The organism is Nocardia neocaledoniensis, from assembly GCF_003182135.1.
GTDB lineage: Bacteria > Actinomycetota > Actinomycetes > Mycobacteriales > Mycobacteriaceae > Nocardia > Nocardia neocaledoniensis.
Genome location: NZ_QGTL01000004.1, coordinates 559012 through 574249 on the forward strand (window position 1 = coordinate 559012; position 15238 = coordinate 574249).

Annotated in this window: 18 protein-coding genes; 4 read left to right on the forward strand and 14 right to left on the reverse strand. The window is 68.5% G+C overall.

Translation table 11 applies throughout. The features are described 5' to 3' along the window. Positions 1-44 precede the first annotated feature (44 nt). A complete protein-coding gene (locus tag DFR69_RS14570) occupies positions 45-698 on the reverse strand; it encodes a histone deacetylase (RefSeq protein WP_110038043.1) in 654 nt (217 codons plus the stop codon). Positions 699-806: 108 nt separating this feature from the next. Here DFR69_RS14570 and DFR69_RS14575 point away from each other — a divergent pair, with 108 nt between their 5' ends. After that, positions 807-1454, forward strand: a complete 648-nt coding sequence (locus tag DFR69_RS14575) for a DUF6636 domain-containing protein (protein ID WP_244198252.1) — start codon at positions 807-809, stop codon at positions 1452-1454. Here the strand turns inward: DFR69_RS14575 and DFR69_RS14580 are convergent. From DFR69_RS14580 to DFR69_RS14610, 7 genes are all read right to left on the reverse strand, one after another. Further along, entirely contained in the window at positions 1451-2230 is a 780-nt protein-coding gene (locus tag DFR69_RS14580; RefSeq protein ID WP_110038044.1) for a MerR family transcriptional regulator, read from the reverse strand. The genes DFR69_RS14575 and DFR69_RS14580 overlap by 4 nt on opposite strands. Positions 2231-2234: 4 nt before the next feature. Further along, the gene (locus tag DFR69_RS14585) at positions 2235-3353 is read right to left on the reverse strand and encodes a serine hydrolase domain-containing protein (protein WP_110038045.1); all 1119 of its coding nucleotides are present in this window, start codon (positions 3351-3353) and stop codon (positions 2235-2237) included. Between the two features lie 152 nt (positions 3354-3505). After that, positions 3506-5761: a heavy metal translocating P-type ATPase gene (locus tag DFR69_RS14590; protein WP_110038046.1), complete on the reverse strand. Its 2256-nt coding sequence runs from the start codon at positions 5759-5761 to the stop codon at positions 3506-3508. A gap of 59 nt (positions 5762-5820) precedes the next feature. Next, positions 5821-6750 (reverse strand): hypothetical protein, encoded by a 930-nt coding sequence (locus DFR69_RS14595; RefSeq protein ID WP_110038047.1) that lies wholly within the window; start codon positions 6748-6750, stop codon positions 5821-5823. 20 nt (positions 6751-6770) lie between these two features. Further along, the gene (locus tag DFR69_RS14600; protein WP_110038298.1) at positions 6771-6974 is read right to left on the reverse strand and encodes a heavy-metal-associated domain-containing protein; all 204 of its coding nucleotides are present in this window, start codon (positions 6972-6974) and stop codon (positions 6771-6773) included. Positions 6975-7032: 58 nt separating this feature from the next. Beyond that, complete coding sequence (locus DFR69_RS14605; RefSeq protein ID WP_110038048.1) at positions 7033-8448, reverse strand: MFS transporter; 1416 nt, start codon at positions 8446-8448, stop codon at positions 7033-7035. A gap of 285 nt (positions 8449-8733) precedes the next feature. Continuing rightward, positions 8734-9276, reverse strand: coding sequence for a carboxymuconolactone decarboxylase family protein (locus tag DFR69_RS14610; RefSeq protein WP_208643975.1), 543 nt, complete (start codon positions 9274-9276; stop codon positions 8734-8736). A gap of 98 nt (positions 9277-9374) precedes the next feature. Here DFR69_RS14610 and DFR69_RS34840 point away from each other — a divergent pair, with 98 nt between their 5' ends. Further along, positions 9375-9593, forward strand: a complete 219-nt coding sequence (locus tag DFR69_RS34840; protein ID WP_186817439.1) for a hypothetical protein — start codon at positions 9375-9377, stop codon at positions 9591-9593. A 141-nt stretch (positions 9594-9734) separates the two neighbouring features. On the opposite strand, the gene DFR69_RS14620 is transcribed toward DFR69_RS34840, so the two are convergent. From DFR69_RS14620 to DFR69_RS14630, 3 genes are all read right to left on the reverse strand, one after another. Further along, positions 9735-10118, reverse strand: a complete 384-nt coding sequence (locus tag DFR69_RS14620) for a helix-turn-helix domain-containing protein (protein ID WP_244198253.1) — start codon at positions 10116-10118, stop codon at positions 9735-9737. Positions 10119-10220: 102 nt separating this feature from the next. Further along, positions 10221-10832 (reverse strand): sterol desaturase family protein, encoded by a 612-nt coding sequence (locus DFR69_RS14625; protein WP_110038050.1) that lies wholly within the window; start codon positions 10830-10832, stop codon positions 10221-10223. Between the two features lie 192 nt (positions 10833-11024). Continuing rightward, the gene (locus DFR69_RS14630) at positions 11025-11759 is read right to left on the reverse strand and encodes a FadR/GntR family transcriptional regulator (RefSeq protein ID WP_110038051.1); all 735 of its coding nucleotides are present in this window, start codon (positions 11757-11759) and stop codon (positions 11025-11027) included. Positions 11760-11862: 103 nt separating this feature from the next. On the opposite strand from DFR69_RS14630, the gene DFR69_RS14635 reads away from it, so the two are divergent. Beyond that, positions 11863-12096, forward strand: coding sequence for a type II toxin-antitoxin system VapB family antitoxin (locus DFR69_RS14635; protein ID WP_110038052.1), 234 nt, complete (start codon positions 11863-11865; stop codon positions 12094-12096). Continuing rightward, entirely contained in the window at positions 12093-12503 is a 411-nt protein-coding gene (locus tag DFR69_RS14640) for a PIN domain-containing protein (protein ID WP_110038053.1), read from the forward strand. Before DFR69_RS14635 ends, DFR69_RS14640 begins: the two co-directional genes overlap by 4 nt. 191 nt (positions 12504-12694) lie before the next feature. On the opposite strand, the gene DFR69_RS35555 is transcribed toward DFR69_RS14640, so the two are convergent. The 3 genes from DFR69_RS35555 to DFR69_RS14650 form a co-directional block, all read right to left on the reverse strand. After that, complete coding sequence (locus DFR69_RS35555) at positions 12695-12829, reverse strand: hypothetical protein (RefSeq protein ID WP_261774621.1); 135 nt, start codon at positions 12827-12829, stop codon at positions 12695-12697. 68 nt (positions 12830-12897) lie between these two features. Further along, positions 12898-13542 (reverse strand): hypothetical protein, encoded by a 645-nt coding sequence (locus DFR69_RS14645; protein WP_244198254.1) that lies wholly within the window; start codon positions 13540-13542, stop codon positions 12898-12900. Positions 13543-13544: 2 nt separating this feature from the next. After that, positions 13545-15221 (reverse strand): ABC transporter family substrate-binding protein, encoded by a 1677-nt coding sequence (locus DFR69_RS14650; RefSeq protein ID WP_110038054.1) that lies wholly within the window; start codon positions 15219-15221, stop codon positions 13545-13547. Between the last annotated feature and the right edge of the window lie 17 nt (positions 15222-15238).

A 15238-nucleotide genomic window follows, 5' to 3' on the forward strand; every position in this document is an offset into this window, starting at 1 on the left:
ACGTCCACGCATCGGAGGGATACCCCTGATCGCCCAGGCGAAATCTAGGGCTCGAGACCGGTCCCGCCGAGGAGGGCGCCGCGCAGGTCGGCCTCGTCCCAGTGCTCGGCCACACCCGGTCGCACGCGCAGGTACTCGACGACGCGGTCGGTGTCCCAGCCGTGCGCTTCGCGCAGCCCGGCGCCGATCATCGTGAGGTACCGCGCCGAGGGGCGGCGCAGCGGCACCGTCTCCGGGTCCCACGGCGAGGTGAAGGTGAGCACGGGGATGCCGTCACGCGCACCCGCGTGCACCACCGTCTCGTACCGGCCCGGCCCGAGGCGGACCGATCCGTCGGCCAGCACGGGCGCGGGGTCGAAGTCGTCCGCAGGCGCCCGATACATCTCCTGGGCCACGAGATCGCCGAACTGGCCGACGGTCAGCAGATAGCCGCGTGCCGCGGCGCCGATCGGCCAGCCCGCCGCGGGACGCGGGGCGTAGAAACCGACCCCACCGGTCCAAACGGGGCTCTGCCAGGCGAAATACAGGCTGCCCGGCAGAATGAGCGCTGCCGTATCCAGTGGCTCGGTGGAGTCGCGGAACCCCGGATAGGTGTGATCGGTGCCGGGTGGGGTGCCGCCGGCGCGGTAGTAGGCGAACCGCTCAGCGTGCATGTTGGAGCCGTACGCGGCGTACCAGACGTGCTGAGCTGTCGACACCGGCTCACCTCGGGTTGGTCACGATTCGTCGCGCCTCGGAAACGGACGCGCGCTTTCACCCGATTCTCCTTCGAACGGGTCGGGAGGGACCTCGAAGGGGAGAGATTTATGAGATCAGCCGTTGTGGTGGCCGCCCTGGCGGTGATGGCCGGGGGACTCGCCGCCTGTGCCGGTGACCGGGAGCAGGCACCGACGACTGTCGCGCAGCCGTCGACCACTGTCGCGTCCCCGACCTCCGTACTGCCCGGCGGCGACCCGCCGGTCATCGTCATACCGGGCGTCCGGGTACCCGGCTCAGCCACCGCACCGGCACCGGCCGCCCCCGACCCCGGCCTGCCCTCCCGCGACGACGCCACCGTCGACGCCCGCGACTACCAGCAGCGCGAGAGCTTCTACTTCCAATCACCCACCGGAAACATCATGTGCGGCATCCTCGCCGACGCCCCCTTCGGGGTGGGCTGTCAGCTCGCGCACGCGAATGTCATTCCGCCACAACTGCCGAACTGCTCCGACGCACCCGACCGCAAGGTCGCCGTACACACCGTCGGCGGCAAGTCGGAGTTCCTGTGCACCAGCCAGGGCATCTTCGTCGGCGAGCCGGTCGACGGCACCACCAAGGGCGGCGGCGCGACCCTGAACTACGGCGACACGCTCGTCGTGCGCGGCGTCGCCTGCACCTCCACCGAACAGGGCATCCGGTGCGACGCGGCGGGCCACGGCTTCACCATCTCCGCCGACGCCCAGACCCTCTTCTAGCCCGGTCGCGGGATGTAGACACCGGCCGCCCGCAGCTTCGCCTCGATGAGCGCGGCGAGCCTGCCGGGCGCGGTGTCCTGGTCCTGGTCGTGGTGCGCGATCATCTGGTACCGGGTGGCGGCTTCGGTGCGCGCCTGCAGGCCGGTCACGATCCGCAGCTGCGCGGGATTGGCGAGCAGTTGCGCGACCAGGGCGGTGGCGAGCTCCTCGATCCGGGGATCGTCGGGGTCCCATTCCCTGGCCTCGACGCCCCGACGGAACAGGGCGACGTACTCCGGGTCCTCGACCGCGTTCTCGACATCGGCCAGGTAGTCGTCGAAACCCTCCGGCACCAGCGCCCTGGCCAGCACCCACCCTTCCCTGGTCGCGGCCACCTCCTCGGCGGGAAACCCCAGCTCGGGCATCCGTTCGAGCAGCGCCACCGCGCGATCGGGCAGCAGTGCGCGGTTGCCGTCGGCCAGCCGGTGCAGGGTCTCGCGCCGGGCGGTCAGCTCGTCGATGCGCGCGCTGAGCTGACGCCCGACCTCGGTGAGCGCGGCGGCGAACCGGTCGGCGTCGGCATCGAGCAGCGGCTCGATCTCGGCGAGCGGCACCCCGGCCTCGGCCAGTGTCCTGACCTTGACCAGCCGCAACAGCTCCGCGGACCCGTAGCGCCGGTAGCCCGAGCTGTCCCGGTCGGGCTCGGCGACCAGGCCGAGCTTGTGATAGTGCCGCACCGTCTTCACCGTGACACCGACGAACGCCGCCGCCTGCCCGATCGTGACCCCGTTCCGCATGGGTTCAGCTTGCCTTGTCCGCCACCGGGTTTCCGTCGAACACCGCCTCGATCAGCGCCTTCTGCGCGACCTGGAACGCGGGCGCGATCGTCATCTCGGCATTGTCGACGCAGGTCAGGTACGCGGTCATGGTCCGGCTCCCGTCGGGCGTGCTGAACATCAGGGCCGCGTACCCCGCGATGCCGCCGTTGTGGGTGATGAGGGTGGTTCCACCGGCGGTCCGCTGCACGAAGACCCCGAGTCCGTATCCCATGTTCGGGATGCCGGTGTCGTGGGTGGTGTACATCTCGGCCAGCAGCGCCTCGGGCACGAGCTTGCCGCCCACCAGCGCGGTGATGAAGGTGCGCAGGTCCTCGGTCGTCGAGATCATGTCGCCGCCGGTGGCCACCCAGGAGGGATTGTGCTCGGTGACGTCGATCGTGCGCTGCTCGTCGCCGTCGGCGTAGCGGTAGTAGGCGTGCGGGTGCGGCTCGGGCAGTTCCGTCGAGGTGCCCGGGACGACGGTGCCGGTGAGCCCGAGCGGGCCGATGATCAACCGATCCATCTCGGCGGCAAGGGAATTGCCGGTCACCTTCTCCACCAGCAGCCTGGCGATGACGTAATTGGTGTTGGAGTAGCTCCACCCGGTCCCCGGCGCGAACCGCGCCGGCTTCGACAGGGCCAGCGTGACAAGGTCTTCCGGCAGGTAGGTCTCGAACCGGAGGTCGGCCCACTCCTTCCCGGCGATGGTCGAGGGGATGCCCGGGACGACGGTGCCGTCCTCGTAGAACTCGCCGGTGAAGTTGAACACTCCGCTGGTGTGCTGCAACACCATGCGCACGGTGATCCGCTCGTCGAACGCGAATTCGGGCAGGTACCGCAGCACCGGCGCGTCCAGCTCGATCTTGCCCTCGGCGACCAGCTGCAGGACCACGGTGGCGGTGAAGGTCTTGGTATTGCTGCCGATCCGCACGTGCCCGTCGACCGGCGGCAGCGCCGTCCCGTCGAGCTCGGCACGGCCGGCGCTGCCGACCCATTCACCCTGCTCGTCGCTCACCCGCAGCGACACCGCGAGGAACCCGGCCTCGACGGTCTCGTCGATGATCCGCTGCAGATCCTGTCGCGCAATGTCTTTGGTACCCATGATGTCTCTCCTCGATTCAGCTGCTCCGGCTCTGTGCCGCTGAAACGAGGCTCCACCCTGACCCGAGGTCAACCACAAGAGTGATCCGAGTCACAAGACGCGAACGGGCGGGGCGGCAATCGATCTGCCGCCCCGCCCGTTTCGTGGAGGGACTACTGTGCCGTCGACTTGAAGCGGCGCAGGCGCAGGCTGTTGCTCACCACGAAGACCGAGCTGAACGCCATCGCGGCGCCCGCCAGCATCGGGTTGAGCAGGCCGGCCATGGCCAGCGGGATCGCGGCCACGTTGTAGGCGAAGGCCCAGAACAGGTTGCCCTTGATCGTGGCCAGGGTGCGCCGGGACAGCCGGATCGCGTCGGCGGCGGCGCGCAGGTCGCCGCGGACCAGGGTCAGGTCGCTGGCCTCGATGGCGACATCGGTGCCGGTGCCCATCGACAGCCCGAGATCGGCCTGCGCCAGGGCGGCCGCGTCGTTGACGCCGTCACCGACCATCGCGACGACCTTGCCCTCGGCCTGCAGCCGCTTGACGGTGTCGACCTTGTCCTGCGGCAGCACCTCCGCGATCACCTCGTCGATGTCCACCTCGTCGCCGATGGTGCGGGCCGCGCGCGCGTTGTCGCCGGTCAGCAGGATCGGGGTGAGGCCGAGTTCGCGGAACTGCGCGATGGCCTGCGCCGAGGTCGGCTTCACCGCGTCGGCGACCACGAGGACGCCGCGCGCCTTACCGTCCCAGCCGACGGCGACCGCGGTCTTGCCCGCCGACTCCGCCTCCGCCATCGCGGTTTCCAGGTGCTCCGGCAGCGGCTGCGACCAGTCGGCCAGCAGTCGAGCCCGGCCCACGATCACCGCGGACCCGTTCACCACGCCCTGCACGCCGAGACCCTCGACATTGGCGAAGCCCTCCACTGGCAGCAGCGTGCCGAACTCGTCCTGCGCGCCCTTGGCGATCGCCTGCGCGATCGGGTGCTCCGACGAATGTTCCAGCGCGCCGGCCAGTTCCAGCACCCGGCCGCGCTCCTCGCCTTCGGCGGGCAGCACGTCGAGCAGGGTCATCTTGCCGGTGGTGACGGTGCCGGTCTTGTCCAGCACGATGGTGTCGACCTTGCGAGTCGATTCCAGCACCTCGGGGCCCTTGATCAGGATGCCGAGCTGGGCTCCGCGCCCCGTGCCGACCATCAGCGCGGTCGGGGTGGCCAGGCCGAGGGCGCACGGGCAGGCGATGATCAGCACCGCGACACCGGCGGTGAAGGCCGCCGCGATCGCGCCGCCGGTGCCGAGCCAGAAGCCGAGGGTGGCCACGGCCAGCGCGATGACGATCGGCACGAAGATGCCGGAGATCTTGTCGGCCAGGCGCTGGGCCTGGGCCTTGCCGGTCTGCGCGTCCTCGACCAGCTGCGCCATCTGGGCGAGCTGGGTGTCGGAGCCGATCCTGGTGGCGCGCACCAGGAGTCGCCCGCCGACATTGACGGTCGCGCCGGTGACGGCGTCACCCGCGCCGACCTCCACCGGCACCGACTCACCGGTCAGCATGGACGCGTCGACCGCCGAGCTGCCCTCGCTCACGACGCCGTCGGTGGCGATCTTCTCGCCGGGCCGCACCACGAATTCGTCACCGACGGCCAACTGCTCCACCGGGATTCGCGTCTCGACACCGTCGCGCAGCACCGCCACGTCCTTGGCCCCGAGCTCGAGCAGCGCCTTCAGCGCCGCGCCGGCCCGGCGCTTGGACCTGGCCTCGAAGTAGCGCCCGGCCAGGATGAACGTGGTGACGCCCGCCGCGGCCTCCAGGTAGATGCTGCCGGTGCCGTCCATCCGCGCGATGGTGAATTCGAACGGGTGCTTCATGCCGGGCGTGCCCGCGGTGCCCCAGAACAGGGCGTACAGCGACCAGCCGAACGCGGCCAGCGTGCCCATCGACACCAGCGTGTCCATGGTGGCGGTGCCGTGCTTCAGGTTGGTCCAGGCCGCCTTGTGGAAGGGGAGCGCGCCCCACACCACGACCGGCGCGGCCAGCGTCAGCGAGAGCCACTGCCAGTTGGTGAACTGCAGCGCCGGGATCATCGCCATCGCGATCACCGGGACGGTGAGCACCAGCGAGACCAGCAGGCGAGTCCGCAGCGAGGCGGTCGGATCGGGCTCGGCGGCGGTCTCCTCGGTGCGCTCCGGCTGCTTCGGGGCGGGGAGTGCCGCGGTGTAGCCGGCCTGCTCGACGGTGGCGATCAGCTCCTCGGGGGAGATGTCACCGGAGAAGTCGACGCGCGCCTTCTCGGTCGCGTAGTTGACCGTGGCGGTGACCCCGTCGAGCTTGTTGAGCTTCTTCTCGATCCGGTTCGCGCAGGAAGCGCAGGTCATGCCACCGATCACCAGTTCTACCTGGCCGGTGCCCGGTGGGTGTGTCACGGCGGTCATGGGATGCTCCGATCGTTTCCTGATGTCGATTCTTGCTGAGGGGTTGCTGCCGGGCTACGTCAGTGCCCGTGGCCGGGTTCGGCCGGTGCGCTCGTCGGCGCCGGGGCGCTCACGCCCGTGGCGTCGGGCTGGGCGACCCGCACGGTGAACTCGGCGGTGCGCACGACGCCCTGGTGCTGGAAGTCGAGGAACAGGCGGTAGTCGCCCGCGCTCGGCGCGTTCACCACGAAGTCGATCCCGGGGCCGGCCGGGGTGACCCCGTCGCCGGGAGCGCCCTCGGGGTGCACGTGCAGGTAGGCCAGGTCGGCGGCGCGCAGGGCGACCAGGTGTCCGTAGGCGCCCAGGTAGGGCTGCAGATCGGTGACCGGGACGCCGTTGCGGCTCACCGACAGGGTGACCGGCGAACCGGCGCCGGGGGTGATCGTGCCGTTCAGCGCGACCTCGTACTCCCCGACCTTCGCGGTCGCGGCCGGGGCGGGCAGGGCCTGTACGTCATAGTTGCCCGCGACCCGCAGATCCGCGCCGAGGGTCAGGCTCGGCCCGCCGGCCGGGGTGAAGTCGGCGAAGACCCGGTAGTCACCGGCCCGGCTCAGGTTCAGCGGAACCGTCCAGGTCCCGGCCGGATCGAGCACAGGATGCACGTGCTGGAAGCCGGCCATGTCGCGCCGGACCACGATCAGGTGCAGGTCCTTGTCGTGGCTGGTCTGATACTCGGTGACCGGCGCACCGGTCGCGTCGAGGATGCGGAAGCTGACGGGGGCCTGCGCCGCGGTGCTGGTGATCGTCTTGTCCAGGGCCAGCGTGTAGCCCTTGTCGGTGACCAGCAGCCCGCCGGGCAGGTCGTCGGCGGGGGCCGCCGCGGTCTCGTGCTCGCCGTGCCCGGCCGGTGCGGAGGGTTCCGGACCGACCAGGGCGCCGGCGGCCAGAGCGATCCCGAAGACCGCCGCGAGGCCGAGGGCGAAACCGGCGAACTTGGTAGTTGCGTTCATCGGGATGCTCCGTTTCGAGTTCAGTCGGCGAGTTGGAAGCCGGCCGCGGTGACGGCGTCGGCGAGGGCGGTGCGGTCGGGCTCGGTGCCTTCGATGGTCACCTTGCCGTCGGCCAGGTCGACATCGACGCCGGTGACGCCGGGCAGGGCGCCGACCTTGTCGCGCACCTTGTTGGTGCAGCAACCGCAGGTCATGCCGGTGACGGTGACGGTGGTCGTGCTCATGGTGGTGTTCTCCTCGTCGTCGATCTCAATCATTACCATACCCCCCTAGGGTACGTTGTCAAACGGTCGCGCCTGCCTTGTCGGCGGCCGGGGCGCGCATGACCGCCGCCGTGATCGCGGCGCCCGCCAGGGCGAGGATGCCCGCGCCGAGGAAGGCGGCCGAGTAGCCGTCGGTCAGTGCCGTGGTGTCGCCGAGCTGGTCGGCGCCGAAGGCGGCCGCCACCGCGGTCATCGCGGCCAGGCCGAGGGCCGAGCCCACCTGGTAGCTCACGTTGACGATGCCCGAGGCGAGCCCGCCCTCCTCCGGTCGCGCCGCCGAGATGGCGGTGCCGAGCGAGGGGATGAAGGCCAGCGACATACCGCCTGCGGCCACCAGGGAGGCGGGCAGCACGTCGACCCAGAAGTTGCCGGTGGGCCGCACCAGCGACATGATCCCCAGGCCGATCCCGAGCACGATCAGGCCGGTGACGATCATCGGCTTGGCGCCGAAGCGCTGCATCGCCTTCGGGGCGAGCACCACCATGCCGAGCATGATCAGCGTGGTCATCGGCAGCAGCGCCGCGCCGGACGGGAACGCGCTATAGCCGAGCACCTGCTGCAGGTACAGGTTGAGGAAGAACCACATCGGCACCCACGCGGCGGCCAGGGCGAACTGGGCGAAGTTGGCGGCGGCGAGGTTCGGCGCGCGGAAGATGCTCAACCGCATCAGCGGTTCGCTGCGGCGCGACTGGATGACGACGAATCCGGCGAGCAGCGCGGCGGCCAGCGCCAGCACGCCCCAGGTCTGACCCGAAGCCCAGCCCACTTCCGGCGCCTGCACGATGGCGTAGACGGCGGCGGCCAAACCGGCCGTCACGGTGACGGATCCGGCGATGTCGATGGAGCCCTTGCGCGCCGGGGCGGCGGGCATCAGCAGCGGAATTGCGATCAGCGCGAGCGCGGCGATCGGGATGTTGATGTAGAAAACCCAAGGCCAGCTGATGTATTCGGTGATCACGCCACCGAGGAACACCCCGGCCGTACCGCCCGCGGGCGCGGCCGCGCCGTACACGGCGAGCGCCTTGGTGAGTTCACCCGGCGACCCGCCGAACAGCATCATCAACAGCGTCAGTGCCGAGGGCGCGATCAGCGCGGCGCCCGCGCCCTGGATCGCCCGGCCCGCCAATTCGAGCCCGACCGTCCCGGCGGCGCCCGCCAGCACGGAGCCGACCGCGAGCACGAGCCAGCCCGCCCCGAACACCCGGCGCGCGCCGAGCAGGTCGGAGAGCCTGCCGCCGAGCAGCAGCAGGCCGCCGAAGGCGACTACGTAGGCATTGAAGACCCAGGTCAGATTGCCCGGCGTGAAGCCGAGTTCGGCCTGCATCTTGGGCAGCGCGATCCCGATGATCGAGGTGTCCATGATGACCATGAACTGCGCGGCGGCGATCACCGCCAGCGCCCACCACTTCCTGGTGGATACCGATTGTGTGGTCACGACTTTCGTCCTTTCGAGCGGAGAGCGTCTCGTGCCCGGTACCATACCCCCCTAGGGTATTAATCTGTCAAGACTCCAGCGGAAAGGATTCCCACAGCGAAATGCCCGACCCGCGACAGGGTGGATCGGGCATTTCGTGCTGCGCGGGATCAGGATTCGGGGCGATAGGTGATCAGTGCGACGGCGGGTGCGGAGACCACCTGCACCGGCTCGTAGCCGGCGACCTTGATGTGCGCGAAGCCGCCCTCGATGGCGATCCGCGCGTCGTGGACCGTGTCGGCGGTGTCACCGTCGGCGGTCCGCAGCGTGTAGCCGTCGACCAGGGACGGTATCGGTGGACCGCCAGGTCGATGGCATCGCCGGCGTCGTGGCAACGCGGGGAAAGTCCAGCTCAGAGCGGGCGACATGGTTGGAGTAGTTCGACAGCACGTTGAGTGCCACATGGCCGACCGCTTCGGCCAGCTCGCCGTCGCCGACGCCGTTCACCCTGGCCGCGGCCAGCTGCTCATCGGTGACCCGGCCGCCGGTGCGGAGTACCGCGCGAGCGAATCGCAGGACCGCTTCGGTATGTGGGTCGTCGGCGGTGGCCGCCCGTGTCGCCGCGATCGCCGCGGGCGTGAAGCCCATCTTCTTCGCGCGCATCGTGTGCGCCGAGACGCGGTACTCGCAGCCGTTGTCGGCGGCGATCAGCAGGGCGAGTTGCTCCAGGGTCCTTGCGTCGAGCGCGCCCGAGCTCAGCGCCCGCAGCCCCAGATACCCCGTAGGGTCGCCGGGCTGTTCGCCATCGCGGCATACGGTGGCTCGACTGGCTGCGCATCTCGGTCTAATCCGTCGACGACCCGGCCGCGCGCCCGCTGGCCGTCTTCACCGCCCTCGCGGAGCGCTTCGCCCGCAACGACTTCCGCGGCGGCGCCTTCATCAACACGATGATCGAGGTCGCCGACCCGACGGCCCCCGCGCACCAGGTGGCCGACCGGCACAAACGCCGCGTCATCGCCTACCTCACCGAACTCCTCACCGCGGCAGGCCAACCCGACCCCACCACCCTCGCCCCCGAACTCGCCCTCCTCATCGACGGCGCCATCGTCACCGCCGTCCGCGAGAACTCCCCCGCACCACCGGGTGTTCTGCCGACTCGACTATGAGGCGATCGGGCGAGACAAGCCGCTGTTGGTGGTCATCGGCGGGCTGACGAAGGCCTACGGCACAACTCTTTCGGCGGCTGATTACCAGGCGATACGTGAACTGGGAGCTGAGTACGCAGCGATTAACCCCCGGTCGGTCGGTTAGCAGTGTGCGCGGTCGAATTGCCCGACCGCGGCCTCGAGTCCTGCGAGATCGCGCGCCCGGCCCGAGGTCAGCGCTGCGGTCAGGAGGTCGCGCCCCGGTTCGTCGAGTCGTTCGAGTGTGAGTCGAAAGCCCAGCGCCGCAGCGGCTTCGGTCACGGTCCGCAGCGTTGGGTTCTTCGGTGAACTGAGTAGACGGCGGATAGTCGACGGTTCGGTCGACATCGCGCGCGCCAGCTCTGCCTTGGTCAGGGCCGACTCGGTCCGCGCCTGGTCCAGCGCGTTGATGATCGAGTCGACGGTTTTGATGCGAACCGCCTCCAAAACGAACTCGCGCAGGAACTCGGGGTCGTTGAGGTCTTCGGCCAGGTCTGCCCAGAACACGCTCTGGTCACTCATTGCTCGTTGACCTCCTCATTCTGTCGCTACGGATGGGGCGTAGCTTATATGCTACGCCCCATCGGCGGGCACGGGAAGCGGCGAGAACTACTGCCCGTGAAGGTGGCGGGCGGTGGGGGAGGTGGGGACCGTGGCCGGGTCGGGGGCGGTGCCGAGGAGGCGGTCGGCGGTGCCCGAGGTGGTGACGGTGAACCAGTAGTGCTCGTTCTTGTAGTGGTGGTGGCGGTGGTTGCGCCAGATCGCCCGGTAGAGAGCGTGTTCTGGCTTGTAGTCGGTGTGGATCAGGTAGTGGGTCCACTCGTAGAGCAGGCCCAGGGTGGTGATCGTCAGCAGGAAGGTCAGGCCGAGGCCGAGGCGGGGGAAGGCCAGTAGGGCGACGGCGACCAGGGCGATGATCGTGTAGATCAGCGATCTGGTCGGGATGAAGACCAAGGGGATGTCGCGCGGATCCGTGTGGTGCGCACGGTGTTTGCTCGCCAGTTCGCTGTCGATGGTGAGCGGGCCGACGTGTCGCGGTCGCCAGTGCAGGACGGTGACGTGGATGATCCACTCCGTCACCGGGAAGGTGCCGACGATGATCAGGGGGACCAGCGCGTCGGTGATTTGCCAGTCGCCCACCACGATTCGCGCGGCCAGCGCGGCGACGAGGACGGCGGCGATCATCCAGGGCGAGGGGTGGCGGACGAACTCGCGCGCCATCTCGCCCAGTGAGGCGCCGCGGCGGACGACGCGAGGTGGGTTCGATCCCGACGCGCCTGTCCGTCCGCCGGCATCGGGCTTCCGGGCTCGTCCGCCGTCGGCCGGTGACGTGCCCTGCGCGGTCTTCTCGATGGGGTCGTTGTCGTGCGACGTCGTTGTCGGACGGTCATTCATAGCGATTCCTCGGGTGGATCACGCCCCGTCGAGGGCGTGGATGAGAGCGGTGGTCGCCGGCGCGAGCAGTGCGCGCGCGGATTCGGCGGCCCGTTCCGGCTCGCCCGCGTCGATCGCGGCGGCCAGGTCTCGATACGCGTCACCATTGCCGACCTCGGCGGCCATGATCGGCGCGAGCGCGGCCAACGCGGGTTCGTAGGCGGCGCGCAGCATGGAATACATCAGCCGGAACGCGATCGAATCCGCGAGATCCAGGACGTGGTCCCAGAATTCGAGGGCGATGCGTTGCTGCGCGATGGGATCGTGCTCGGCGACAAGGGTTTCCACGGATGCGTGGAGCGCGGTCAGTCCCTCCGCGACCTGGGAGTCGGCCCGGCTCGACCGGACCCGCGCGGCAGCCAGCTCGGCGATCTTGGGCCCATTGTGCCCGCGCGCCTCGAGAATGCTCCGCGCCACCGCCGGATCGATCGTGTCCCCCCGGAGCAGCAAGCGAGGCAACACTTCCAGCCCAGCGCTGCGCCGATAGTCGAGCACGGTGGTCGCTTCTCCCTGCCGCACCGACACCAGCCCCGCCGCCGCCAACCGCTGCAAAGCCTCCCGCACCGCAGGCCGGGAAACCCCCAACGCCTCAGCCAACTGCCGCTCACTCGGCAAGGTACTCCCCGCCACCAACTCCCCACCCAGCACTTCCCCCGCGATCTGCTCGAACACATCCCCGGAAACCGAGCGCTTCACCACAGGAGTCCATGCCATACCCCGATAATCCCTCCAACAGGTCAAGAGGTCAAGTGGTCAGACCAGTTCTCAATGTTGACACTATGGGCAAGTTAGATACATTGAATACAGGAGGTGTGCGATGACTGTCACGCAGATCGATCTGGACGACGACGCCCTCAGGGAGGCCATGCGGTTGATGGGTTCCTCGACCAAGAAGGACACCGTCAATGCGGCATTGCGCGATTACGTACAGCGGGTACGTCGAGTCGAAGCGGCCCAGCGACTGTTCGAGCGCGGTCAACGCGGCGATTTCGACAGCGCGGCGGCGACCCGCGACAAGGAGAAGGCTGCCCGCAAACAGGTCGGCGAGTGATCCGCTACCTACTGGACGCTTCGGGACTTTGGCGGCTGTTCCGTGATCCGGACGTATTCGCGGCCTGGCAACCGGAAATCGAGGCGGGTGCGTTCCGGATCTGTGAGGCGACCCGCACGGAGTTCTTGTACTCGGCGACAAGCCCGGCCGACCGCGACGAGCTGGCTACCGACATCGATGACCTGTGCGCGCTCGCCCCAGCTCCCAAATCGGCCTGGCGATGGGTCGATACCGCGCAGTACAAACTCACCCAGCGTGGTCAGCACCGCTCGGCGGGAGTGGTCGACTTGATCGTCTGTGCCACCGCGATCCACCACGGCCTGTCTGTGCTGCACGCCGACGCGGATTTCGCGACGGTGAGCCGGGTGCTGCCGGAGGTCCAGCAACGCGATATCCGGTCGGGATAGCGGCGCGACCACGAGAGGTGACCTGTGCTCCGCCATGAGGACTCAAAGCCGCGGCTCGCTCAGGAGCTGCTCGACTACGTAGTTGAACCGTCGTCAGATCGGTCGGTCGAGTCCCTCGGCGTCGCATACCAAGGGGACTCATGGCCCACCGTCAGGTTGGGAGGCGTGCGGTTGAGGTCGTACAGCTCGTCCTACGGGATCGACCAGAAGTATTCGTTGTCCAGGTGGAGGGTCTCCCCGCAGGTAGCGGCCTCGACATAGTCCATGAGCAATTCCATGGATTTGCGTAACTCACTCAGAGGTATCCGCAACTGCCAGTCGGTCATACAGAAGATGATCGCCGGATCATGGCGATGACCGGTACTGGTTTTCCGCGCAGCGTGGATGGCACCGGTCAGGACGGGTCTGAACCTCGGATGGCGGAGAGCCAGGTGAAGGTGGTGGCGGCGACGGTGGTGGTGCCGAGGAAGGTGGTGAGGCCGCCGTTCATGACGTAGATCCAGAGGAGGGCGAAGAAGGGGGCGGCGACGGCGGGTTGGCTGTCGAGGAGGAGGCGGCGCAGTGGGGTGAAGGTGGGGACGGGGGCGGGGCGGGTCGGGTTGTCGATGAGCTTGCCGGTGGGTTCGGTGGTGCGGACGCGGCCGCTGGGATAGAAGCGCAGCTCGCCCGTGCGGATGGCGCGGTCGGACAGTTCCAGCTGGGTGGGGGTGAGTGTGGACAGCTCCGGGTCGTAGAACACCGGCTGCCACACCATCCGATCACCACTGGTGATCTCCAACCACGACCGGCTCACCAGCCGATGCTGCTGCCGTACCCGCCGCCCACCGACCCGCCCCCGCGCGACCAGCCCACTCGGCACCACCCCGAACGCCAGCCCCAGCTGATACGCCGTGAACCCCACCACCCCGACCGCGACCACGGCCAGCGCGCTCACCTGATCCAGATCCGCGAACGGCACCCACGCGGCGATGACCGCGAGGGTGCCGCACGTGACGAGCAGCGGATAGGTGAGCGCGCGCGCCGGGCCGGAACTCGGCACTACTACTTCACGAAACCGATCTTGGTGTAGTCGAGGGAGGCCAGGCCCGCCGCGCCGTAATTGGCGAGGGTGTCGCGCACGGCGATATTCCCGGCGACCTGCATCAGCGGAATGGAATGGCCTTCTTCGAACACCTTCCGATCGACCTGATTCGCCAGTTCGATCGCCTTGGCTGGGTCGAGCTCGGAAACCGTCTGCTCGATCAGCGCGTTGAGCTCCGGGGAACCGATCCGGCCGTAATTGCCCTGCACGTCATCCGGGTACAGGCCGAACACCTGGGAGATGCTGCTGAGCGGGAAGGGATCGCCGACCCAGCTCCACTGACCCACGTCGAAATTGCCCGGGATGATGTTCTCGCTGAAGAAGCCGGCACCGGGCTTGGTCTCGATGTTCAGCTTCACGCCGATCTGGGCGAGATTCTGCTGGATGATCTGCGCGATGTTGACCCAGGTATCGGATTGGTACATCACGTCGCGGATCTCGAGCCGACGCCCGTTCTTCTCGCGCACATCACCGTTGAGTTTCCAGCCGAGGGCGTCGAGTTCCTTGGCCGCCGCCGTGGGGTCGAAGCCGAGACTGTTGTCTTGATAACCCTTCTGGCCCGCCACGAAGACATGGTTGTTGAGCGGTTTCGGATCCTGGACCAGGCCGTTCTGAATGGCGTTCACAATGCCCTGGCGGTCGATCGCCTTCGAAATCGCCACGCGGACACCGGGTTCTTCCAGAATGGAACCCGGCGCGCCGTTGAAGGTCAGATGCGACCACTGGTTGCTCGGCGCGCGGCGAATGGCGATGCCCGCGGTGCCGCGCGCGGTCTGTACCTCGTTGATGTCGGCCAGCCCGACCGCGTCGATCTCGTTGTTCTGCAGGGCGGGCAGGCGAGCGGCGCTGTCGAGCACACTGAAGGTGATCGTGTCGAGCTTGGGCGTGGCACCCCACCAGTTCGGATTCCGGCCGAGGACGACGCGTCCCTGCCCGCGGTCGACGGACTGCACGATGAACGGCCCGGCCGACGGCCCCGGCCCGTTCACCAGGCTCTTGTTGAATGCCTCGGGGCTGCTGGTCACCGACTTCGGGTAGAGGAACGAGTTCCCCGCGAACTGGCCGCGCCACTCGGCGTAGTGCTTGTTGAATGTTACGACGGCCTGTCGGTCGTCGACACCGCGCTCGACCTTCTCGATCCGGTCGAAACCACTGATGTTGCCGACCAGATAGGACTTGTCCCTACCGCTCTGCGCATTCGCCTGGGAGGCGATGTCCTCCCAGGTGATCGGCGTGCCGTCCGACCACACGGCTTTCGGGTTGATCGTGTACGTCACCACCTGTTGCGGTTCCGTCGCGGTCAGCGAGATATCGGTGAAGTAGTCGGTATTGATCGAGAGTTCGGCGCTGGCGTCGGTCGTGAAGGCCCGTGGCATCGTCGGCCGCAGGATCGCGGCGCCCTCAGCGTCGCTGTCGATATGTTGCGCGTTCCAGTTCTGCGGCAGCGCGCTGGTCGCCAACCGCAGATTTCCGCCGTCACGCAGCTCACTGACATCCTTGGGATTGATGTCATTGGTGGTGCCGAGCGCTGCCTCGCCCGTCGGCGAAGGGGTATCGCCCGAGCCGCACCCGGTGGCGATCAAACCGACGATGACCAGTGGAATCGCCAGCCGGGTGGTCATTGAACGAATCCGCATGGTTCGCTCCTTTCCGA